Origin of the sequence: Corynebacterium hiratae (assembly GCF_009708045.1) — a bacterium.
GTDB lineage: Bacteria > Actinomycetota > Actinomycetes > Mycobacteriales > Mycobacteriaceae > Corynebacterium > Corynebacterium hiratae.
Genome location: NZ_VIOG01000002.1, coordinates 189,134 through 211,709, shown reverse-complemented (window position 1 = coordinate 211,709; position 22,576 = coordinate 189,134). Strand labels below are relative to the sequence as shown.

The following is a 22,576-nucleotide window of genomic DNA, read 5'->3' as shown; positions in this document are numbered from 1 at the left end:
CAAAGAGGGCCTTCCCGCAGTTTGGGAAGGCCCTCCTTTTCGTTGTCTTAGATGGCGAAGGGGCGGCTAGGCACCGCGCATCATATGGTGCGGCGCCGAGCGCGTTACCTACTTGACGTAGCCGATGTTCTCCACCTCGATGACGGCGAAGGAGTTGGCGCCGAAGTTCGCGATGTCCGGGCTGGTAGCCACCATGGCCGGGCCGTTGTAAATCGGCATAATGCCGAACTGACCCAGTGCTTCCTTCTCCAGCTTGTTGGCTTCCTTGATCTGCTCGTTTGGATCGGCGATCTGGGAGAGCTCGTCGATCTTCTTGTCCATCTCCGGGGTACCCGTGCCGGAGCGGTTGAGCTGGGAGCCGGAGCGGTAAATCTGGCCGAAGTAGGCCACACCGAACGGATCGCCGGAGGAGAAGCCCATGGGGAAGACATCAAAGTCATAGGAGGAGGTGATCTTGGAGAAGTCCGCGGACGGGCGCTCCTCCACCTTCAGGTCCACGCCGATGTCCTTCATCATCTTCTGGGTGGCGGTTGCCAGGGCCTTGCTGATGGAAGAATCACCCAACAGCGTGTAGCGCATGGACAGCTTCTTGCCGTCCTTCTCGCGGATGCCGTCGCCGCCTTCCTTCCAGCCGGCCTCGTCGAGCAGGGACTTAGCCTTCTCGGCATCGAACTTCACCACAGACCCGAAGTTGTCCTCGTAGCCCTCCTGGGTCTGGTACAGGTTGAAGGAGCCTGGCAGGTCCTCGGTGTAGCCGTTGAGGCCGTTGAAGCGGATGCCGGACAGCGTGGAGCGGTCGATACCGGTCATGATGGCCTCGCGGACCTTGGCATCGGAAAGAATCTCGTTCTTGGAGTTGAGAACGATGAGCGAGTTGGACGGGGCCATGGCGGTGCGGATCTCAATGCCCTGCATGTCCTTGACTGCAGCCAGGCGCTCCTTGTTGCCCACGCCGGTGGCGTCAATCTCGCCGGCCTTGAACGCGTTGATGGAGGCCTGATCCTCCATCTGACGGTAGGTCACCTTGTCCAGGAAAGGCTTATCGCCCCACCACTTCTCGTTCGGGACGAAGGTAGCGCTGCCGCTCTGGAAGTCAACGTTTTCAACCTTGAACGGGCCCGCGCCCCACTCTGGGTGGACCTCACCGAGGTAGGCCTCGTTGAACTTCTTGGCGGAGTCCACCTGCGGCGGAAGCAGGATGTTGAACAGACCCTGCCACCAGGGGTATGCCTGCTTGAAGGTGATGACGGCCTGCTTGTCGTTCTCACCCGGCTCGACGGACTCGATGAGTTCGTAGCCATCGGTGGAGGAGACGTTGGCCTCCTCGTCCTCACCGTTGTTGAACTTCCAGGTGTTCTCGAAGGCCTTCCAGTCAATTGGGGTGCCGTCGTTGTACTGCGCCTTCTCGTGGATGGTGTAGGTGACGACGGTCTTGCCGTCCTTCTCCTCGTCCTTGACGTCCGTGATGTAGTCATTGTTGACGTGGAATTCACCTGCGCCATCGAAGAGACCGATCTGCGGGTTGTAGTACTTCCAGACGTCGCTGGTGTAGCGGGTACCGTCGGCCTGGAAGGGGTTCTGCTGCTGGGAGATCTCGGTGATGGCCAGGCGCAGCTCGCCGCCCTGCTTGAGCTCGGAGCGGTCCTTGGCGTTGTAGGATCCGTCCAGCTTGACGTCGAGCTTCTCGCCGGAGGCGGAGTTGCTGGAGTCCTTGGAGCCATCGGAGCTGCCGGAGCCGCCGTCGGAGGCGCAGCCGGTGAGAATGAGGGCAGAGGCGGTGACCACTGCGAGGGCGGTCCTGCGGAGCTTCATGTTCATTTTTGTGTCCTTTCGAGAGGAAACATGGAGACGGGGAGTATTTAGTTATAAGTCTTGCTAAGCCGGGGTTTCGGCGGGCTGGTAAATCTCGCGCACCCGGTCACGTTCCACGGCTGGGTCTGGCACCGGGATGGCGGAGAGCAGCGCGCGGGTATAGGCGTGTTTGGGGTTGTCGAAGACCTCGTCCGTGGGGCCGTATTCCACGAAGTCGCCCTTGTACATCACGGCGACCTTGTCGGAGAGGTGGCGCACAACGGAGAGGTCGTGGGCGACGAACACCAAAGAGATGCCCAGGCGGTTCTTCAGGTCGTGCAGCAGGTTGATGATGCCGGCCTGGATGGAGACGTCGAGGGCGGAGACGGGCTCGTCGAGCACCACGATGGAGGGGTTGGTGGCCAGAGCACGGGCCAGGCCGATGCGCTGGCGCTGTCCGCCAGAGAAGTGTCCGGGGAAGCGGTCTACCTGGTGGGACTCGAGACCGACGAGCTGCATCAGCTCAGCCACGCGCTGGCCGACGTCCCCCTCGTACCCCAGCGATTCCAGCGGCTCAGCGATGATCTCACGGATGGTCATGCGCGGGTTGAGCGAGCTCATTGGGTCCTGGAAGACGATCTGGATGTCCTTGCGCAGCTTGCGGCGTGCCGACGCACTCAAGCCGGAGGTGTTGGTGCCGTTGACCACGATGGTGGAGCCCTCTGGTGGGTTGAGGTCCATGATTTCCAGCAGGGTGGTGGTCTTGCCGGAGCCGGACTCGCCCACGATGGCGAAGCACTCGCCTTGGTGCACGTCGAAGCTGATGTTCTTGACCGCATGGACGGTGCCGACGCGGCGCTTGAGAATCGCTCCCTTGATGAGCGGGAAGTCCTTGACCAGGTTCTTGACCTCCAAAGTGACCGGCCGCTGCTCATAGGGCGTATCGCCCAGGGTATCGGCGGAAATCTTCGGTAGCGGGTACATGCGCTCGCCACCGATGGTGCCGTCCTCGATCTCATCGGAGCGCAGGCAGGAGGCGTAGTGCCCGGGGGCGTCGCCAAGCTCACGCAGCTCCGGCTCCATGGTGCGGCACTCGTCCATCACCACTGGGCAACGGTCGGCGAAGGGGCACTCGGCAGCAACCTCGATGAGGCGTGGTGGGGTACCGGCGATGGGAGTGAGTGGCTCATCGGTGGCCTTGTCCACGCGCGGAGTGGAACCCAAAAGGCCAACGGTGTAGGGCATTTTGGGGTGGTTGAAAATGGTGTCGACATCGCCCAGCTCCACCGGGCGCCCGGCGTACATGACGAGGACGTCGTCGGCGGTGCCTGCTACCACACCCATGTCGTGGGTAATCATGATGACGGCCGCTCCAGTTTCGCGCTGCGCCACCTTGAGGACCTCCAGGATCTGAGCCTGGATGGTGACGTCGAGGGCCGTGGTGGGCTCGTCGGCGATGATGACGCGCGGGTTATTCGCCATGGCGATGGCGATGACCACGCGCTGACGCATACCACCGGAGAACTCGTGCGGGAAGGACTTCACGCGCTTGTCCGCCTCCGGAATGCCGACGAGTTCGAGCAGGCGAATGGCCTCCTTCTCCGCCTCCTTCTTGGAGACATCGCGGTGGGTCTGGATGGCTTCGATGAGCTGGTCGCCGATGGAGAACACCGGGGTCAGGGAGGAGAGCGGGTCCTGGAAGATCATGGCGATGTCCTTGCCGCGGATCTTCGACATGTCCTTGTCGGACTTGCCGATGAGCTCGGTGCCGGCATAGACCACGGAGCCTTCCACCTTGGCGTAATCCGGCAGCAGGCCCATAACCGCCATTGAGGTGACGGATTTACCGGAGCCGGACTCGCCCACAATGGCCAGGGTGCGGCCCGGCATGAGATCGAAGTCAACGCCACGTACGGCGTGGACGGAGCCGGCCTCCGAGGGGAAGGTGACGGACAGATTACGTACGGACAGAACCGGGTCGGCGGACGCGGCGGGATCGGTAGCGCGGCTGGCCGGGACGGCGTTGGCGTTATGCGCAGTATTCTGCGGGGTCATGCTCGGCCTCCAGAGTTCGAGTTGGGGTCAATGGCGTCGCGCAGACCGTCGGCGATGAACGCCATGGAGACGGTCAGCAGCGTGAGGATGCCTGCAGGGAAGTAGAAGAGCCAGGGTGAAGCCTCGACGGCGTTGGCGCCGCCGGCCAGGAGGGTGCCCAGGGAGACGTCGGGAAGCTTCACGCCCAAGCCCAAGAAGGACAGCGCGGTCTCCGACATGATGGTGGACACCACGCCCAGGGCCGCTTGGATGATGAGCAGCGAACCGATGTTGGGCACTACGTGGCGGAAGATGGTGCGCAGGCGCGAAACACCCATGTAGTCCGCGGCGCGGACGTAGTCGTTCTCGCGCACACTGAGCGCCATGGCCCAGATGACACGCGCCGGGTACATCCAGCCGAAGACGATGAGCACCACGATGAGCAGCTTCCAGTCACCGCCGGAATCGGAGACCACCAGAGCGATGAGCAGGAAGGTCGGGATTGCCAGCAGGAAGTGGATGACGGCCAGGATGACCTTTTCCACTGCGCCTCCGTAAATGGCCGCGGCGCGCCGATGAAAGCGGACAACACCGTGGATGCTATCGACACGATAAGCGCAATGATGAGCGAGCGGCCCAGGCCGTGGACGGTTTGTGCGAAGAGGTCGTTACCGGAATCGGTCGTGCCGAACCAGTGCTCGGAGGAAGGTCCGGTGGACAGGTTGAAGAAGTCCGGCTCATCGAAACCCCAGGGGGTCAGCAGGCTGCCAAAGATGGCCAGCAGGGTGAGCAACACGAAGATGACGAGGCCGACGGCCGCGAACTTGTTGCGAAAGAAACGGCGAACGTACAGCTTGAGCTTTGAGGTGCCGCGGAACTCGTTGCTGGAGAACTGCTTGCGCTGTGCGTCATCGACATCGACGCCGGAACCAAGTGCGGACTGTGCGCTGGGTTCGGTCTGCGGTGAAAAGTCAGCAGTGGCGGTATGCGGGCGCACGCCAAGGTTGTCCGCGGCGGTGTCGATGGCGAGATCGTTGCGGCGGTGGCGCTCGGTGTGGCGTGCTTCTGAGCGCGGCGACGTGGATTTCTTTTCTGGAGACATTTAGCTCACCCTTACTCGCGGATCGAGGGCTACGACGACGAGGTCAGCCAGAATTGCGGAGAAAGCAATCATGACGGCACCGAAGGCGGCGACGGCGGTGGTGCCGTTGACATCGTTGCGGCTGATGGTTTCGATGAAGTACTGGCCCATTCCCTTCCACGCGAAGATGGTTTCCGTCATGATGGCGCCGGTGAAAATGCCGGGAACGGAGAAGGCCACGGAGGTCGCAACCGGGATGATGGAGGTGCGCAGGGCGTGCTTGCGAATAGCCTGCGCACGGGTCAGGCCCTTGGCGCGGGCGGTGCGCACATAATCGGCGTTCAGGTTATCCAGCAGCAAGGTGCGCTGCATCATGTGATACCCGGCGTAACTGATGATGATGAGGGAAATGGACGGCAGGATGAGGTGCTGCGCCATATCCAGAAGTTTGGGGAAGAAGCCCTCGACACCGAGGCTGGACGCGCCCGTCACGTAGACCACGCGGTGGCCGGTGACGCGGTTGATCCACAGGCCACCGGCAACAACCAGAATGGAGGCGACGACCACGTGGGTGTTCATCGTGATGATGGAAACGCCCTGCCAGAAGCGGTCAGCCGCTTTGTATTGGCGGGAAGCGGTGTAGACACCGAGGCCAACGCCGATGATGACGGAGAGGATTGTGGCGACGAGCAGCAGCTGCGCCGAGACGAGTGCGCGGTGAGCGATTTGTGCGCTGACCGGGTCGCCGAGAGGGGAGGTACCCCAGTCCCAGTGGAAGAGAATGTTAGAGAGCCAGCCCCACCAGCGCTCAATAAGCGGGGTCTCAGGATTGAGTCCGAGCGGAGTGAGGATGCGGCCGATTTCTTCCGGCTCGAGCGGTGGGTTGCGGCCGACATAATTTGATCGGGGATCAAGGAAGGTTGCGGCCAGGAGATACGCGATATTAGTCGCGAGGAAGATGACTACCAGCCAGCTGGCGGTCTTCTTGATGATGTACTTGAACATCACTATTCCTTCGCAGGGTTTGTCTCGGCAGATTCGGTGAGTATGGCGGCCGATAAGAGTTAACCGCACTCATGTGACCTAGACCTCGGGCTAGGTGCTGTGTCACATATTAAAAGAAATGTGAGACAGGAGAGGAATAATGATTGTTTTTATTTCATGGGGGGTACTCCCCGCGTGTGAAAACTTTGTATTAATTACATATTAATTGGCCTATAGAAATTTGCAAGCAGGGGAGTGTCGGTGCAGGGACTGAAAGCTTCTTTGGGCTCACAAATCGTGCCTGATTGCCTGGGTGGCAGTGAATAATATGCGCATAGTTTGGGGGTAGTGTGCAGGGGGATTGCGCTGAATAGATAAGGGGTAAGGAACGCTCAGCAAGCATGCAGGAGCCGGCTCAGCGCATCTTTTTCTGCCTCCGTGACCCAGATTTCATAGACCGCTTTTACCTCGACGATGCGACGCGCATACTCACAGCGAAAACCTTTGTTGGGCGGCAGCCACGTGGCGGCATCGCCGGCGCCTTTCTGCTGGTTGAGAGGACCATCGACGGCAAGGAGATTGCGTGGGTCATTGGCAAAGTTGCGGCGCTTCTCCAGTGACCATTGCTGGGCGCCTTTCTGCCAGGCGTCGGCCAGCGCCACAACGTGATCGATCTGCACCGCACTCGAGGTCTGCGCCCCGCGCTAAAACTCAATGTCCTGGCCCGAATAAGGATCATGCAAGGTGCCGGCGAGCGCCACGCAGTCGTGGGTTCCTTCCTTGAGCACGAGGCTCTCCGGATCCAAGTCCCTGCGGAGGATATCGTTGCGGGTATCGCAGCCGTTGTGGCCAAACTCCACCGTGACATCATCGGACCAGGCCTGGCCGAATTCCTCGCGCTCATAACCGGTCATGGGGGCGCGGCCCTTGACCTTCAGAGAATCTAGGGCGGCGAGCGCTTCGGCTATGCCTGGCGCAATGTCTGGCGGGGGCGTGGCTTCGTCGGAGTGTTCTTCTGTGGGGGCTTCTTGCGCGGGCGCCGCTGTTGTTGTGGAAGCACTCGGCCCCGCCGCTGGGGGAGCAGCCGGGGAGGGAAGGAGCAGGCCGACCACCACGAGCACAGCCACCGCAGCGTTGAGCAGCGCGGCGATGAAGAACGGGGTACGAGAGGCCATGACGCATTGATCCTAGTGGGTAGAATCGGCACACGGTATGAGTATCGATATGTTCTTTGACGACTACCTCGCCGAGCGCGGCCTTACGCGCTCGGCGGAGGTCATCCCGGATCACGCCTGCCAGGTCTTTTGCGGTATGCCGAAGCCGACATCGCATCCTTCCCTCGATGAGGCCGTGCAGCTTGTTGCGCGCACTTTGGGGGAGTAGCGCAGGTGTCTGATTTCCACGTCTCTGTGCCTTTGTCCGCGCGCCTAGATGCCGAGCCCTTCGCACTCTCTTTCTCCGGGCAAGGCTATGCCTGGCTGCCGACGCTGCGCAGTGCCCTCGCTGCCGGCGTGCGACCGCAACTGGCTGAGTACCTCGCCGAGGCAGAAGAACTCCTCGCTCCGCTGGAGGACGAGCTTGTGCCCACCGCGCCGCGCGGGTTTGCGCCACTGGTGTGGGCGGACGAGGAGCCAGGGAGGGCACATGCGCTGGACGACGCCTCGCTTTCCACCCCCGGTATCCTCACCGCGCAGCTGGCCGTACTCGAATGCTTGCGCGCGCACGGAGTAGAACTCGACGACGCCGTCACCAGCATTGGTCACTCCCAAGGCGTACTCGCCGCAGCGGTGGTGGAGAAGCGCATGAGACCAGCGGAGGCCCTGGCGCTGGCACGCCTCATCGGTGCAGCCATGACGACTACCGCGCGCAGCGCTGGGCTTATACGCACCCCGCAGGGCGCGCCCATGGCGGCGGTGACGGGCGCGACGAGACAGCAACTGCGCGAAGTCGGAGCACACATCGGGCTCGACAACGGCCGTGGACGCTTCGTCATCGTCGGAACCCCGGCTGAGCTCGCCCGAGTGAAGGCCACGCTGCAGGAGAGCTCACCCCTTAATGACGAGAGGGAAGGGAAGTCGGCCGCCGTCGTTGTCACCGACCTTGAGGTTTCAGCAGCGTTCCACCATCCCACCATGCAGTTTGCGGTGGAGCAGGTGGAAAGCTGGGCGGGGCGAATCGGCTTGGACCCAGAAAACACCGCGCAGCTCGCGCGAGCCGTGCTCACGGACTACGTGGACTGGCCCGAGCGCATTGACTCGGCGCTCGAAGCCGGGGCTCGCTGGATATTAGAAGTGGGGCCCACCCGCGGGGTGCAGCCGCTAACACGCGATCTCGTTGCCGGGCACGGCGTCGGTACGCTTGCCGTAGCAACAGCGGAAGGACTGGCTCAGCTCGTGGAACCGGGCCGCGCACCCGTTCTGCCCTGCGCGTGGTCCGAGTGGACACCGCACGTTGAAAGCGGGCGTCTGGCAACTGTCTTTACGCGGGTCACGGGCTACTCACCAGTCATGCTCCCCGGGATGACCCCCACCACGGTGGACCCGGGCATCGTCGCCGCAGCCGCCAATGCCGGGCACTGGGCGGAGCTGGCCGGCGGGGGACAGCACACCGATGACATCCTGAAAGAGAACCTGCATACCCTGGGCCGGATGCTGCAGCCCGGGGTGAACGCCCAGTTCAATGCGCTGTACCTCGCGGCTTCCCAGTGGCGTCGCCAGATCGAGGGGCCGAACTCGATTCTGCGAGCACGCGCAGCAGGAGCACCCATCAACGGAGTGGTGATTTCCGCTGGAATTCCGCCCGTGGAGGAGGCCGTGGAGCTGGTGGAGAAGCTCCACGCCAAGAACATCCCCTGGGTCGCCTTCAAACCGGGAACTTCGGCGCAGGTGGAGGAGGTACTCCGTATCGCCGATGCTCTCACTGAGACCACCTTCATCATGCAGCTGGAAGGTAGCGCGGCCGGTGGCCACCACTCCTTAGAAGGTCTCGATGAGGTCCTCGTTGCTACTTACGCGCGGATCCGTGAGCGCGACAATATTCTCCTCGCTGTTGGTGGGGGAATTGGTACCCCAGCGCGCGGTGCAGAGTACCTGATGGGTACGTGGGCGCAGCGCTTCGGCCTGCCCGCAGCACCAGTCGACGCCATCATGGTGGGCACCGCTGCAATGGCGGCGAAAGAATCCACCGCATCCGAGCCGGTAAAACAGGCGCTCGTTGCCGCGCACAGCAGGGATGTTGTGTCGGGCCGCTCGGACCTAGGGGCGGACATCCATGAGCTGGACAATTCCTTCGCCCGCGCCGGGCGCCTCCTCGATGAGGTGGCCGGCGATGCCGCGGCCGTGGAGACCCGCCGCGCGGAAATCATTGGGGCTATCGGGCGCACGTGCAAGCCCTACCTCGGCGACCTCGATGAGATGTCCTATTCCGAGTGGCTGCAGCGCTACCTCGAGCTGTCCTACCGGGACGGCTGGGTCGATGAATCCTGGTTGAGCCGATTCACGCGCATGGTGGCTCGCGCCGAAGCCCGTCTGCACCCGACCGATCACGGCGAGATTGCGCTGTGCGTTGAGGTTGACCGCGAAAACCCAGTTGAGGCAATTGCTCAGCTAACCGGACTCTACGGTGACGCCGAGCTGCACCCGACCGATGCCGCGTGGTTCATTCAACTCGTGGACGGTCCGGGCAAACCCGCAAACTTTGTGCCGGTTATCGATTCCGAGGTACGCCGCCGCTGGCGCCGCGACACCTTGTGGCAGGCGCACGATGAGCACTACGAGGCCGATGAGGTCTGCATCATCCCCGGCACGGCGGCTGTTGAGGGAATCGAGCAGGCCAACGAACCGGTGGCACAGATACTAGGCCGCTTCGAGCAGGCGGCGCTTGCGCTTCTCGACGACTCCAGCGAGGAGCCTGTCTTAAGTAATGAAGAGCTCATCCGCCGAGCCCCGGGCCTAAATTGGGCGGGGCGCGAGCAGCCCAACCCCCTGCGTCTTGGACTTGATGGGGCCGAGCTGGACACTGCGGTCGACGGCACCATGTGGTTGACCGTTCCTTTTCACTCCGGAGCTGAGCTGCGCGTTCGCATCACCCCGCCGAGCGTTCCGGGTGCCTCACCACTCGTTAAGGTCGAGGATGCTGAATCCGCCATGCGGGATCTGCTGCGCCAGGCCCTCGGCGGTGACCTACCTGAGGTTGATTCGGGGGCCGCAACAATCAGCGCTCACCTCAGCGCCACCGACATCGCCCACTATGGTGCGGTGACGAGTGGGGAAATGAGCACTGCTGTCTCGCCCGATGTCCTCGTCGGCCGCGCCTGGCCGGCGCTCTTCGCCGTCCTGGCCAGTGCTCACACAGAGTCCGGGGAGCCGGTGGTGGAGGGCTTCCTTGACCTCGTCCACCTCGAGCACTCGCTGAGCCTCAAGCCAGACACCTGGGAGCTGCTTCGTAGCAGCGCCGCCCTGGGCTGCGAGCCCTTGGCACTGAACTACACCGCAGAACTGAAAGACGTTCGCGATTCGCCCTCGGGGCGCCTCATCGACGTGAGCGTTGCTGTCGCCGCCCCGGTAGGCGGCGGCGAGCGCGAATTTGCGCAGTTGCACGAGCGCTTCCTTATTACCGGGCGGCGCGGTGATGCCCCGCTCGAGACCGTGGGCGCCACAGCTCAAGGCTCGCAAGAAAACAGCGCAGAGCCGTCCTTCCGTGAGACACCGCGCTCCTTCCGCCACCGCACCAGCGCTGTGGCACCGGAATCCTTGCGCCCCTTCGCCGTGGTCACGGGGGATAGGAACCCCATCCACCTGTCATCAAACGCGGCGGCATTGGCGGGGCATCGTGCCGGCCCCATTGTCCACGGCATGTGGACCTCGGCGCTGGCGCAAGCAGCCGCGGCCTTCGACGACTCCCGCGTCCTCGAGTGGTCCACTACCTGGCTTGCACCCGTGCTGCCGGGCAGTGAGGTGGAGTTCGAGGTGGAACGGGTGGGCGTCGACAATCGCGGCGGCTACGGCGAGGTCCGCAGCGTGACCGCCACCATCCAGGGCGTGCCGGTGCTGCAAGCGCGAGCGACGATGAGCAGTCCCACCACCTTCTATGCATTCCCCGGCCAGGGCATCCAATCACCGGGGATGGGGATGAAGGACTACGCAGAATCCGCAGCGGCGCGCGCCGTGTGGGAGCGAGCGGACCAGCACACGCGGCAGAGCTTGGGCTTTTCCATCCTGGAGATCGTCCGCCACAACCCCGACACCGTGGTGGTAGATGGTGAGACCTTCACCCACCCGGACGGCGTGCTTTATCTGACGCAGTTCACGCAGGTGGCCATGGCCACGCTGGGCTGCGCGCAGATAGCAGCGCTCAAGGAAGCCGGGGTCCTTGAGAGCGGTGCCTTCTTCGCTGGCCACTCGGTGGGCGAGTACAACGCCTTGGCCGCTTATGCCGAGGTCCTGTCCTTGGAGGCGGTGCTGGACATCGTTTATGTTCGCGGGCTGACCATGCACCGTCTGGTCGAGCGCGATTCCGCGGGCCAGTCGCTCTACGGTTTGGCAGCGCTGCGCCCGCACAAGATGGGGATGAGCGCGGGCGAGGCCTTCGCCCATGTCGCCCGCGTGGCCGCAGAGACCGGCGAGTTCCTTGAGGTGGTCAACCACAATATTGCCGGGCGCCAATATGCAGTTGCTGGCACGAAGGCAGGCCTAGCTGCGCTGGCGAGCGACGCCGAGTGCCGCGCCGCAGGACAGCGCGCCGTCATCCCCATTCCGGGTATCGACGTGCCCTTCCACTCCTCCCGCTTAGTGGGCGGCGTGGTTGATTTCCGCGCGCACCTCGACGCACTCATCCCTGCAGAGATCAACCTCGACGCGCTGGTGGGGCGCTATATTCCCAACCTCGTGGCGCGGCCCTTCGCGCTGAGCCGCGAGTTCGTGGAATCCATCGCCGCGGTGGTGGATTCGGAACCCATCGCGGAGATCCTGGCGGACTTCGATGGTGCCATGGCGAGCCCGGCGCGCCTGGGCCGCACCCTGCTCATCGAGCTTTTGGCCTGGCAGTTTGCTTCCCCAGTGCGCTGGATAGAGACCCAGGATCTGCTGCTCGGGAAGCTCGGCGTGGAGCGTTTCCTCGAGGTCGGCGTTGGTGCCGCGCCGACGTTGACCAACATGCTGGGCCAAACCCTGCGCCTGCCCCAGTACGCGGGCAGCGCAGGCATCGAGGTGCTGAATTACGAGCGCGACCGCGGGCGAGTCTTTGCCGAAGACGCCGAGCCGGTGCCCGACTCAGCAGCGGAGGTGGCTGCGCAGCCGGACGCTGCCGAAACGGAACCGGCAGAATCTGAGTCGAGGCAGGCAGTCGACAGGGCACACCGGGAAGACTCCGTCCACGCCCCGCGCGAGGAGGCCCCGGCCGCCGTTGAGGACCTCCCTCTGAGCGTGCACCAGGCCCTCGAGATGCTTATTGCGCTATGGACGAAGGTCCGCCCTGATCAAATGGCGGCGACCGATTCCATCGAAACCCTCGTGGAAGGCGTGTCCTCCCGCCGCAACCAGTTGCTCGTTGACCTCGGCGTGGAGTTCGGCATCAGCGCCATCGAGAATGCCGCGGATGCGCCTCTCCCGCAGCTGGCGGCGAGCGTGGCTCAGCGCGCGCCGGGCTATGCAGCTTTCGGGGAAGTCCTCAGAGAGCAGGTCGCGCAGGCTCTCAACCGGCTCACCGGGCCCGCGGGCAAGAAGCCGAGCTACGTGGCCGAGCGCGTGAGCACCACCTGGGGATTGGGACCGGGCTGGCTCGATCGCGCGACCGTGCAGATGGTCCTGGGCACGCGCGAGGGCTCCTCGCTGCGCGGCGGGGACTTGGCTAGCTTGCCCACGACCGCCGTGGCCTCGGTGGTTGAGCTCGATGACCTGATCGACGACGCCGTGCGAGCTGCCGGCGAGCGCGAAGGAGTCTCGCTGCAGAAGGCCGCAGCACCAACGCCACACGAGACCGTGGACCCGGAGGCGGTGCGCGCCTATACCGAGCGGCTGGAATCGGCGCTGGAGGACTCCGCCCGCGCGGTACTCGCCGCCCTAGGTCGCGAGGAGACCCCGACTGAGGAGGGGGACAGCGCTGCGCACACGGAGCTGGAGCAGCTCGTTGCAGCGGAGCTGGGCACCGACTGGCAGCAGCGCGTCGCCCCCGCTTTTGATGCTCGCAAGGCAGTGCTTCTCGACGACCGCTGGGCCAGCGCCCGCGAAGACATCGCCCGCGCGGCGGCCGCCGGGGAAACAGAGCCCAAGCTGGACGTGTTGGGCGCCGGCGAGGAGGTTGCGCTCCTGGCCGAGCACTTCGGCTATGAGGACCTAGCCCGCGATGCCCGCACCCCGGCCGACGGGTTGCTCTTCGCTGACCAAGTAGCCGTGGTGACGGGTGGCTCGCCGGGCTCGATTGCCGCCGAGCTCATCGGTGAATTGCTCGCGGAGGGCGCAACCGTGATTGCGACGACCTCCCGGCTAGGCCACGAGCGCCTCGAGTTCTATAAGGAGCTCTACCGCAACCGTGCCGTCGGTGCGGCTGCGCTGTGGGTAGTTCCGGCAAACCTTAGTTCCTTCGCGGACGTGGATGCGCTCGTGGAATGGATTGCGGCGGAGCGCACCGCCACCGTGGGTGGAAAGTCCGTGCAGGTCAAGCCTGCTTACGTGCCGGACCTGCTCTTCCCCTTCGCCGCGCCGCGTGTGGCGGGGACCCTCCAGGATGCCGGTGCGGGGGCGGAGTCCCAGATGCGCCTGCTGCTGTGGTCGGTGGAGAAGCTCATTGCGTCGCTCTCCGCAGTGGGTGCGGATACCCACGTGGGCCACCGGCTGCACGTGGTGCTCCCGGGTTCACCCAACCGCGGTCGCTTCGGCGGCGATGGCGCCTACGGTGAGGCCAAGGCCGCCCTCGATGCCTTGGTTAACCGCTGGTCCGCAGAGCAGTCCACGTGGGGCGCGCGGACCTCGCTGGTGCACGCCCAGATCGGGTGGGTGCGCGGCACCGGCCTGATGGGCGGCAACGATCCGCTGGTTGAGCAGGTGGAGGCCCGCGGCGTGCGGACCTTCTCAGCGAAGGAGATGGCGGTGCAGCTTCTCGACGCCACCGCCTCTTCCGACATCCGCGCCGAAGCAGCACAGGCGCCGCTGAGCGTGGACCTCACTGGCGGGCTGGCCGAGGCCGAGCTAGACCTAGCCGCGCTTGCCCGGGATTCACAGTCAGAGGATGCAGATGCATCGAGCGCAGCTGCTAGATCGGGCGAAGAGAAGGCTCCGCGAACGGCGAAGGCCCTGCCGAATGTGTTGAAGCCCGCAGAGTGGACCAGCCCCGACTTCAGCGCGGTGACGCAGTCCCTCGAGGACATGGTGGTCATCGTCGGTGCCGGCGAGCTCGGCCCGCTGGGTTCATCGCGTACTCGCTTTGAGGCGGAGGTCGGCGGAGACCTGTCCGCGGCTGGCGTGCTGGAGCTGGCGTGGAGCCGCGGGCTCATCAGCTGGGATGAGCGCACGGCCGGATGGCTGACAGTCGAAGGGGAGGAGTTAGCGGAGGAAGACGTCTACGCGCGCTTCCACGACGAAGTCCTCGCCGGGATTGGTGTGCGCCGCTTCCACGATGACTTCGGCCCGCACCTGCCCATGGTGGATAACCTCGCGCCCGAGCTGGCCACCATCTACTTGGAGAAGCCACTGAGCTTTACCGTGCAGGACGAAGAGACAGCGCGGAGCTTCGTCGATAGTTGCGAGGGCGCCACACTGCGTCGCGTCACTGATCCGACTGGTGAGGTTGAATGGCAGGTCACCCGGCCCGCAGGCTCGTCGGTGCGGGTCCCGCGGCGCGTGGCCATGTCCCGCTTTGTGGGCGGCCAGATTCCGGAGGGCTTCGACCCACAGGTCTACGGCATCCCCGCGGACATGGTGGATAACCTCGACCGCCTTGCCCTATGGAACCTGGTGTGCACCGTGGATGCCTTCCTCTCCGCAGGCTTTAGCCCGGCCGAGCTCTTGGCCCATGTCCACCCGGCGCGCGTGAGCTCCACCCAGGGCACCGGCATGGCGGGCCAGGAGGCGTTGCGCTCGCTGTACGTCGATAAGCTGTTGGGCCAGCCGCGCCCCAATGACATCCTGCAGGAAGCGCTGCCCAACGTCATTGCCGCGCACGTGATGCAGTCCTATATCGGCGGCTATGGCCAAATGGTGCACCCGGTGGCCGCCTGTGCCACGGCGGCGGTGTCGGTGGAGGAGGGCGTCGACAAGCTGCGCCTGCACAAGGCGGACTTCGTCGTGGCCGGCGGCGTTGACGCCCTGTCGATTGAGGGAATCACCGGCTTTGGTGACATGGCGGCCACGGCCGATAGCGCCGAGATGGCGGCGAAGGGGATTGAGCACCGCTTCTTCTCTCGCGCTAATGACCGCCGCCGCAGCGGCTTCGTGGAATCCGAAGGCGGAGGAACCATCCTGCTCGCCCGTGGATCCTTCGCGGCCGAGATGGGGTTGCCAGTGCTAGGCGTGGTGGGCTTTGCCGAATCCTTCGCCGACGGCGCGCACACCTCCATCCCCGCGCCGGGCATGGGCGCACTCTCTGCGGCGCAGGGTGGGCAGGACTCCCGCCTGGCGCGCTCGCTGGAGGCCCTCGGCGTGGGCGCGGACGATATCGCGGTGGTGTCCAAGCACGATACGTCCACCAACGCCAACGACCCCAACGAATCGCACCTGCACGAACGCATCGCCGCCGCACTCGGCCGCAAACCCGGCAACCCGCTGTATGTGATTTCGCAGAAAAGCCTGACCGGGCACGCCAAGGGCGGTGCCGCCGCCTTCCAGCTTGTTGGGCTGTCCCAGGTGCTGCGCAGCGGAATTCTCCCGCCGAACCGTTCGCTTGATTGCGTCGACCCCGTGCTGCGCCGCCACCCGCACCTGGTGTGGCTGCGCCAGCCGCTGGACCTGCGCCGCACCCCGCCGAAAGCCGGCTTGGTGACCTCCCTGGGCTTCGGGCATGTTTCCGCCCTCATCGCGCTGGTCCACCCAGGTGCTTTCTTTGCTGCATTGGCCCGCGAGCAGGGTGAGGGAGTGGCCGAAGCCTGGCGGGCAGCCGCTACCGAACGCGAGCGGCGTGGTCTGCGGCGCTTGGAAGAGGCCATGCGCGGTGGAGCAGCGCTGTACGAGCGGCCGACGAACCGCAATTTAGGGCCGGGCACAGCCGCCGAGGTGACCGAACGAGAGGCCGCGGTGTTGCTGAGCGACTCCGCGCGCCTGCGCGATGGCATCCTGGATCCGGAGGGAGGAGGCACAACGCAACGGGGGTAGCACGCGGTGGTGAATCCCCAGCTCGCACCCTCTGGAACGATAAAGAAGCAGGTCAGACGGGTTGGAGAAGTCCTGACATCTGGGGCACCATGCAAGGGTGAATAAAGCTAAGAAGCCTCTACTAGGCCTTATTTCGGTCGTCGCCGCCACTCTGCTTGCCGCCTGCTCCGCCACCGGTGGCGCGCCCCGCCCTGAAGCGGACGGCGAGTTAGCCGGTGGCGTCGACACCGAGCGCCTTGTCGTCGCCATGATTTCCCATGGCGCGCCGGGTGATACGTACTGGGATCTCGTGCGCAAGGGCGCGGAGGACGCCGCCCGCAAGGACAACATCGAGCTGCGTTACTCCTCCGACCCGGAAGCGCCCAACCAGGCTAACTTGGTGCAATCCGCCATTGACTCCGGTGTGGACGGCATTGCCGTAACCATGCCCAACTCTGCGGCGATCGGGCCGGTAGCCAAGAAGGCCGCGGATGCCGGCATCCCCACCGTGGGGCTTAACGCCGGCATGGATGATTATCAGAAGTACGGCATGAGCGCCTTCTTCGGCCAAGAGGAAAAGGTGGCCGGTACCAAGGCCGGCGAGCGGCTCAAGGACGATGGCGCCAAGCACGTTCTGTGCGTCATCCACGAGCAGGGCAACTCTTCACAGGAGTCGCGCTGCGCCGGCGTGAAGGACGGCCTGGACAACGGCAAGGTGGAGATCCTCTACGTCAACGGCAAGGATTTGACCTCCGCGCAGTCCACCATTAACGCGAAGCTGAGCCAGGATCCTTCCATCGACTGGATCATGGCGCTGCAGGCCTCCGTGGCTATGCGCTCCGCCGACGCGGTTGCCGACGCCTCCTCCAAGGCCAAGGTCTCCACCTTCGACACCAACGCCGAGCTTGTCGACGCCATCGCGGACAACCGCATCGAGTGGGCCGTCGATCAGCAGCCCTATATGCAGGGCTACCTCGCCGTCGACTCGCTGTGGTTGGCACACCGCAACGGTTCCACGATGGGCGGCGGCCGCCCGGTGTACACCGGCCCCTCCTTCGTGGATTCCACGAACGTGGACATCATCTCCGAATCCGCTAAGGCAGGTCTGCGATGAGCGACAGCGCTACTGCATCAGACGAGGCGCTATCTAGCCCCTCCGATACCCGCCTGACCCGCCGCAGCGGCTTCGCGCGGCTCATCCGCCGCCCGGAGCTGGCTAGCCTGCTCGGCGCGGTGGTCATCTTCGTCCTCTTCATGATCGTGGCGCCCGCCTTCCGCTCAGTGGAGGCCTTCTCCACAGTGCTCTACGCCAGCTCCACGCTGGGCATTGTGGCCCTAGCAGTGGGCCTGCTCATGATTGGTAATGAGTTTGATTTGTCCTCCGGCGTGGCGGTGACCTCCGCGGCGCTCGTGGCCACCATGCTCAACTACAACTTCCACCTCAACTCGTGGGTGGGCGTGGGGCTGTCCCTCATCACCGCACTGGCCATCGGTGCGCTCAACGGCTTCCTTGTGGTGCGCACCAAGATCGATTCCTTCCTTATTACGCTGGCGGCATTCCTCATGCTGCAGGGCCTCAACCTGGCGATTACCAAGCTGGTGACCGGTCAGGTGGCCACCCCGACCATCGCTGATATGGAAGGATTCGGCTCCGCCCGCGTCATTTTTGCCGGCACCATCCACATCGGTGGCTTGAGCATCCGCGCCACCGTCATCTGGTGGATCCTCTTCGTCGCCATTGCGTCGTGGGTGCTGTACAAGACGCGCTGGGGTAACTGGATCTTCGCCGTGGGTGGTGATGATGAAGCCGCCCGCGCCGTCGGCGTTCCCGTGCGCCGCATCAAGGTGGCGCTGTTCATGCTCGTGGGATTTGCAGCGTGGTTCGTGGGCATGCACACCCTCTTTGCCTTCGACTCCATCCAGGCAGGCCAAGGCATTGGTAACGAGTTCCTCTACATCATCGCCGCGGTCATCGGCGGCTGCTCCATGACCGGCGGGCGCGGTACCGCGGTGGGCACCGCCATCGGCGCGCTTATCTTCGGCATGACCAACCAGGGCATCGTGTACGCCGGTTGGAACCCCGACTGGTTCAAGTTCTTCCTCGGCGCCATGCTGCTCTTCGCCGTGCTCACGAACACCTCGGTGGCCAACTTTACGAGGAAGCGATAACCATGATTGAGCTGCACGATATTTCCCAAACCTTCGGCAACTTCCACGCCCTGCGCGGTATCAACCTCAGCGTCAAGGAAGGCGCAGTGACCTGCGTGCTGGGTGATAACGGCGCGGGCAAGTCCACGCTGATCAAGATCCTTGCTGGCCTCAACCAGCCCACGGGCGGCACCATCACCGTCGATGGGGAAGAGGTGAACTTCGCCAGCCCCCGCGATTCCCTTGATGCCGGAATTGCCACCGTGTACCAGGATTTGGCGCTGGTGCCCTCGCTGTCGGTGTGGCGCAACTTTTTCTTGGGCCAGGAACTCACCGGGGCGCTGGGGAGCTTGCGTGAGGAAGAGATGAAGCGGATTACGCATGACCAGCTGGCCGAGATGGGCATTGAGCTTGGCGACGTCTCCGTGGAACTCTCCGCCCTCTCCGGCGGCCAGCGCCAGGTGGTCGCGATTGCCCGCGCCATCTACTTCGGCGCGCGCTACATCATTTTGGACGAGCCGACCGCCGCTCTTGGTGTGAAGCAGTCGGGCATGGTGCTGCGCTTTATCGACGCCGCCCGCGAACGCGGCATGGGCGTGGTGTTCATTACGCACAACCCGCAGCACGCCTACCTCGTGGGCGATCACTTCATCGTGCTCACGGTGGGGCAGATGTCGCTGGATGCTTCCAAGGACGAGGTCACGCTGCCAGAGTTAACCCAATGGATGGCCGGCGGCGACGAGCTGGAGGAGCTCAAGCAGGAGCTGGCGCGTTAGACCACGGTTGGCGCAACTAAGCTGGCTTGCATGACTATGAGTGGCGTGAGCGTGGGCACCGACCTAGTGCACATCCCCTCCTTTGCCCAGCAGCTGGAGCTTCCCGGAACGCGCTTTGCGCGGGTCTTCAGCTCCTCCGAGTTGCGCGTGGCGCAGGCCCGTGGACTGAGCGGTGCTGCCCGCGCGCAGCACCTCGCAGGGCGCTGGGCGGCGAAGGAGGCCTTCATCAAGGCGTGGTCGCAAGCGCTCTACGGGCATCCGCCGGTCCTAGCGGAGGAGGCCGTGGACTGGGCCGAGATTGAGGTCCGCCCCGATGCGTGGGGCCGCGTAGCACTCGAGCTGCGGGGCGAGATTGCCCGCCTCACGCGAGAATCCCTGGGGGATTTTTCTACGGCGCTGTCCATCAGCCACGATGGTGATTACGCCACCGCTATCGTGCACCTTTCGCGGCACACGCCATAACCCACGCCATGATCTAGGCGCTGGTGGCGATGGCAAAGAGGTAGGCGATGAGCATGCGCTTAATCTCTTCCACCACGCCATCGAAGCTCTCCTCCGAGCGCATGGTGCTGTAGTTAAGCAGCGAGACCACGGTGTGGACGAGGAAGGCCGCAATCTCCACCCGGGCGGACTCGTCCATGCCTTGGGCAAGTGGTTCGATGATCTCGGCGATGGGTTTGAGCAGAGAAAGCTCCGTATCAGCGGCCGTGGCGCGGGTGGCCGGCGTGGACTGCACGGCATGCCACACTGCGCGGCGCGAACGGTCCTCGCGCCAGACCCGCGCCATGCGGTCAATGAACTCCTCGAGAAAGTCCGGCCACTGCAGGGCAGGCACGCGCTGGGAGAATCGCTCTACCTCCGCCAGCATTTCGGCGGTGTCCTGGCGGTCGAGCTCGCAGATCAGCACGTACTTGTTGGCAAAATACTGATACAGCGTGCCAATCGGTACCTCTGCGCGGCGCGAGACTTCGTCGAAAGTAAAAGACTCGAAGCCATGGTCCACGAGCGTCTGACGCGCGCAGGACAAAATCCGGTCATACTTGGCCCGGCTACGCGCCTGCGCTGGGCGACGCCTCGGGACCAGAATCTCCGGTGACTTCGAGCTAGATTCCACGGTTTAGTTGAGCCCCTTGAGCACGCGGGCGACGTGGCCGGTGGCCTTGACGTTGTACATGGCTTGGCCAATGGTGCCGTCTTCCTCGACGAGGAACGTGGAGCGGATAACTCCCTGGACTACCTTGCCGTAGTTCTTCTTCTCACCGAAAGCGCCGTACGCAGTCATGACCTCCTTATCGGGGTCAGAGAGCAGCGGGAAGTTCAGCTCGTGGTCCTCACGGAACTTAGCCAGGGCCTCGGGCTTGTCGGGGGAGATGCCCACCACGGCGATGTTCATGCCATTGAGCTGCTCTAGGCTATCGCGGAAGTCGCAGGCTTCCTTCGTGCAGCCAGGGGTGTTGGCGCGCGGGTAGAAGTAAACCACGACGCGCTGGCCGGCATAGTCGCTCAGGCTTACGGTGTTGCCGGCATCATCGCTGAGGGAAAAAGCGGGGGCTTTGTCACCCACGGACAGTCGTTGTGCTTCAGTCATGGTGTATAGCCTACCGTGCTCTCCCTTAGGACTCTTTGGTGAATCTAAGTTTGCTCGCCGCAGCACAGCTGAGACAAAACTTGGCCAACTCTGCAGGGGAGCTGGTGGTCAATGTAGAATGTCCACGTTAGAACCTCAACGGTTAGAAAGACACTAACCGCAACAACACCGAACGAAGCCAAAATTCAGGAGATTCACGTGGCACGCAACATTGATGATATCCAGCGCGACATCGAGCGCACCCGCCGTCAGCTGGCTAGCACCTTGGATGAGCTCGCTGATCGCAGCAAGCCGCAGAACTTCGTTGACGACGCTAAGGGCGCGGCAACCCAGAAGCTGCAGGAGCGCAATGTGCAGATGGCGCTCGCCGGCGTTGGCGCGGCTGTCGTAGGCCTCATCGCTTTTTCCGTTTTCCGCTCCAAGCGTCGTAAGTCCGACATCAAGGAGCTGCAGCGCCTGCTTGCTGAGCGCCGCTAACGCCGGCTAGCGCCATTGGGCGCGACTGCGCGCGTAGAAGCCCTGCCTTGGGAAATGTCCGGGGTGGGGCATTTTTGCGCTCGGTATGCGTTAGTAGAAGTATTGCCTATCCTATCGAAGCTTTGGGTAGCCTTGCCTGCCGGTGTAGTATGAGCCTCCGTGCAGACCACAAGACGAAAGTTTGAAGGAGAAATCGTGCTTCACGTATCGACGCCTGCAGCTCAGGCATCCCGTCACCGCGCCGGGCGAGTGGTAGGAGCGTGTGCCATTGTGACGGCGCTGGCTGGCGCGCTGGCGGGCTGTGCTTCCGACAATGCCGATGCCGGCAGCGAGCAGTCAACGGGAGTGCAAGGGACCGCCGCTGTGAGTTTCACAGACCTTGCCGGCCGCCAAGTGGAGCTGGACCACGAGCCAGAACGCGTAATCCTGGGAGAGGGCCGCAGCGTCTTTGCCACCGGCATCCTTAACAAGGAAGATCCGCTGGACAAGGTCGTGGCCATCGGATCGGACCTGAAGCAGAACGTGCCCGACTACTACCACGAGCTGGAAAAGGCCACGCCCAAAGTCAACGAGCTGCCCGAAATCGGCGGCTTCACCAAGGGCGACGTCACCGTGGAGGAGCTCATCAGCCTCGACCCAGACCTCATCGTGCTCTCCAAGGATCAGTACGAAGCCTCCCAGACCGCTGGGCTCACTGACAAGCTGGACCAGGCCGGCCTGACCTATGCCGTCACAGACTTCCGCGCCAAGCCCTTGGAGAACACCGTCCCCACCATGAGAATATTCGCCGATATCTTTGGCCACGAGGACCGCGCGGAGGAGTTCATCGCGGACTGGCAAAAGAATGTGGACCTGGTGACCGAGCGCGCCACCAAGGCGCAGGGCAAGCCCTCTACCTTCGTGTGGCGCGCAGCAGGTATTTCCGACTGCTGTGGCTCGTGGAACGACTCCAACATTTCTGAGCTGGTCAACGTCGCCGGCGGGAAGAACGTGGCAGACGACATCATCGAAGGTGAGTCCGGCGCGCTGACCCCGGAGAAGGTCATCGACGCCGATCCCGACATGATCATTGCTACCGGCGGCGACTGGTCCGCCAAGGTCGATAACGCAAAAGGGCACACCGGATTCGCTGCCGTCGGCTATGGCATCAGCGATAAGGATGCCCACGACAGCGCTGCCACGCTGGCCGGCGTCCAACCTGGTTTTGAGGACCTCTCCGCCGTCAAGGAGCACAACCTCCATGGCCTGTGGCACCAGTTCTACAACTCGCCCTTCAACTACCTAGCACTCCTCCAGATCGCCGCGTGGCTCCACCCGGAGGATTACACCGACGTCAACGTGCAGCAAGAATGGGCAGAAGCCCAAGAGAAATACTCGCCCGTCCCAGGCGACGGAACCTTCTTCAGCACCAATTAGT

At 63.8% G+C, this 22,576-nt stretch carries 15 protein-coding genes and 1 pseudogene; 8 read left to right on the top strand and 8 right to left on the bottom strand.

Annotated features, from left to right (window positions below):
- Positions 1-108: 108 nt before the first annotated feature.
- The 6 genes and pseudogenes from FME68_RS02720 to FME68_RS13490 form a co-directional block, all read right to left on the bottom strand.
- Entirely contained in the window at positions 109-1,818 is a 1,710-nt protein-coding gene (locus tag FME68_RS02720) for an ABC transporter family substrate-binding protein (protein ID WP_158395825.1), read from the bottom strand.
- 57 nt (positions 1,819-1,875) lie between these two features.
- Positions 1,876-3,846, bottom strand: a complete 1,971-nt coding sequence (locus FME68_RS02715; RefSeq protein ID WP_158395823.1) for an ABC transporter ATP-binding protein — start codon at positions 3,844-3,846, stop codon at positions 1,876-1,878.
- Positions 3,843-4,927: pseudogene (locus FME68_RS02710) on the bottom strand (ABC transporter permease). The gene FME68_RS02715 and the pseudogene FME68_RS02710 overlap by 4 nt, the downstream one beginning before the upstream one ends.
- Positions 4,928-5,911: an ABC transporter permease gene (locus tag FME68_RS02705; protein WP_049155780.1), complete on the bottom strand. Its 984-nt coding sequence runs from the start codon at positions 5,909-5,911 to the stop codon at positions 4,928-4,930.
- Positions 5,912-6,282: 371 nt separating this feature from the next.
- Positions 6,283-6,570: an HNH endonuclease family protein gene (locus FME68_RS13495; protein WP_439329282.1), complete on the bottom strand. Its 288-nt coding sequence runs from the start codon at positions 6,568-6,570 to the stop codon at positions 6,283-6,285.
- A gap of 24 nt (positions 6,571-6,594) precedes the next feature.
- On the bottom strand, positions 6,595-7,065 hold the full coding sequence (locus FME68_RS13490) for a hypothetical protein (protein ID WP_439329281.1): 471 nt from the start codon (positions 7,063-7,065) through the stop codon (positions 6,595-6,597).
- A 37-nt stretch (positions 7,066-7,102) separates the two neighbouring features.
- On the opposite strand from FME68_RS13490, the gene FME68_RS02695 reads away from it, so the two are divergent.
- The 6 genes from FME68_RS02695 (at position 7,103) to acpS (ending at position 19,556) form a co-directional block, all read left to right on the top strand.
- Positions 7,103-7,273, top strand: coding sequence for a hypothetical protein (locus FME68_RS02695; RefSeq protein ID WP_157844603.1), 171 nt, complete (start codon positions 7,103-7,105; stop codon positions 7,271-7,273).
- A 5-nt stretch (positions 7,274-7,278) separates the two neighbouring features.
- A complete protein-coding gene (locus FME68_RS02690; protein WP_328287690.1) occupies positions 7,279-16,191 on the top strand; it encodes a polyketide synthase in 8,913 nt (2,970 codons plus the stop codon).
- A 97-nt stretch (positions 16,192-16,288) separates the two neighbouring features.
- Positions 16,289-17,284, top strand: coding sequence for a substrate-binding domain-containing protein (locus tag FME68_RS02685; protein WP_144013650.1), 996 nt, complete (start codon positions 16,289-16,291; stop codon positions 17,282-17,284).
- Positions 17,281-18,339, top strand: a complete 1,059-nt coding sequence (locus FME68_RS02680) for an ABC transporter permease (RefSeq protein WP_144013651.1) — start codon at positions 17,281-17,283, stop codon at positions 18,337-18,339. Before FME68_RS02685 ends, FME68_RS02680 begins: the two co-directional genes overlap by 4 nt.
- 2 nt (positions 18,340-18,341) lie before the next feature.
- Positions 18,342-19,094, top strand: a complete 753-nt coding sequence (locus tag FME68_RS02675) for an ATP-binding cassette domain-containing protein (RefSeq protein ID WP_144013652.1) — start codon at positions 18,342-18,344, stop codon at positions 19,092-19,094.
- Positions 19,095-19,130: 36 nt separating this feature from the next.
- On the top strand, positions 19,131-19,556 hold the full coding sequence (gene acpS / locus FME68_RS02670) for a holo-ACP synthase AcpS (RefSeq protein ID WP_185963804.1): 426 nt from the start codon (positions 19,131-19,133) through the stop codon (positions 19,554-19,556).
- 13 nt (positions 19,557-19,569) lie between these two features.
- On the opposite strand, the gene FME68_RS02665 is transcribed toward acpS, so the two are convergent.
- Together FME68_RS02665 and bcp are read right to left on the bottom strand one after the other, a co-directional pair.
- Positions 19,570-20,208: a TetR family transcriptional regulator gene (locus FME68_RS02665; RefSeq protein WP_070509734.1), complete on the bottom strand. Its 639-nt coding sequence runs from the start codon at positions 20,206-20,208 to the stop codon at positions 19,570-19,572.
- Positions 20,209-20,211: 3 nt separating this feature from the next.
- Positions 20,212-20,682 (bottom strand): thioredoxin-dependent thiol peroxidase, encoded by a 471-nt coding sequence (bcp, locus tag FME68_RS02660; RefSeq protein ID WP_070509732.1) that lies wholly within the window; start codon positions 20,680-20,682, stop codon positions 20,212-20,214.
- A gap of 198 nt (positions 20,683-20,880) precedes the next feature.
- Here bcp and FME68_RS02655 point away from each other — a divergent pair, with 198 nt between their 5' ends.
- A complete protein-coding gene (locus FME68_RS02655; RefSeq protein WP_144013654.1) occupies positions 20,881-21,159 on the top strand; it encodes a DUF3618 domain-containing protein in 279 nt (92 codons plus the stop codon).
- A 195-nt stretch (positions 21,160-21,354) separates the two neighbouring features.
- Positions 21,355-22,575, top strand: a complete 1,221-nt coding sequence (locus FME68_RS02650) for an ABC transporter substrate-binding protein (protein WP_144013655.1) — start codon at positions 21,355-21,357, stop codon at positions 22,573-22,575.
- Position 22,576 lies beyond the last annotated feature (1 nt).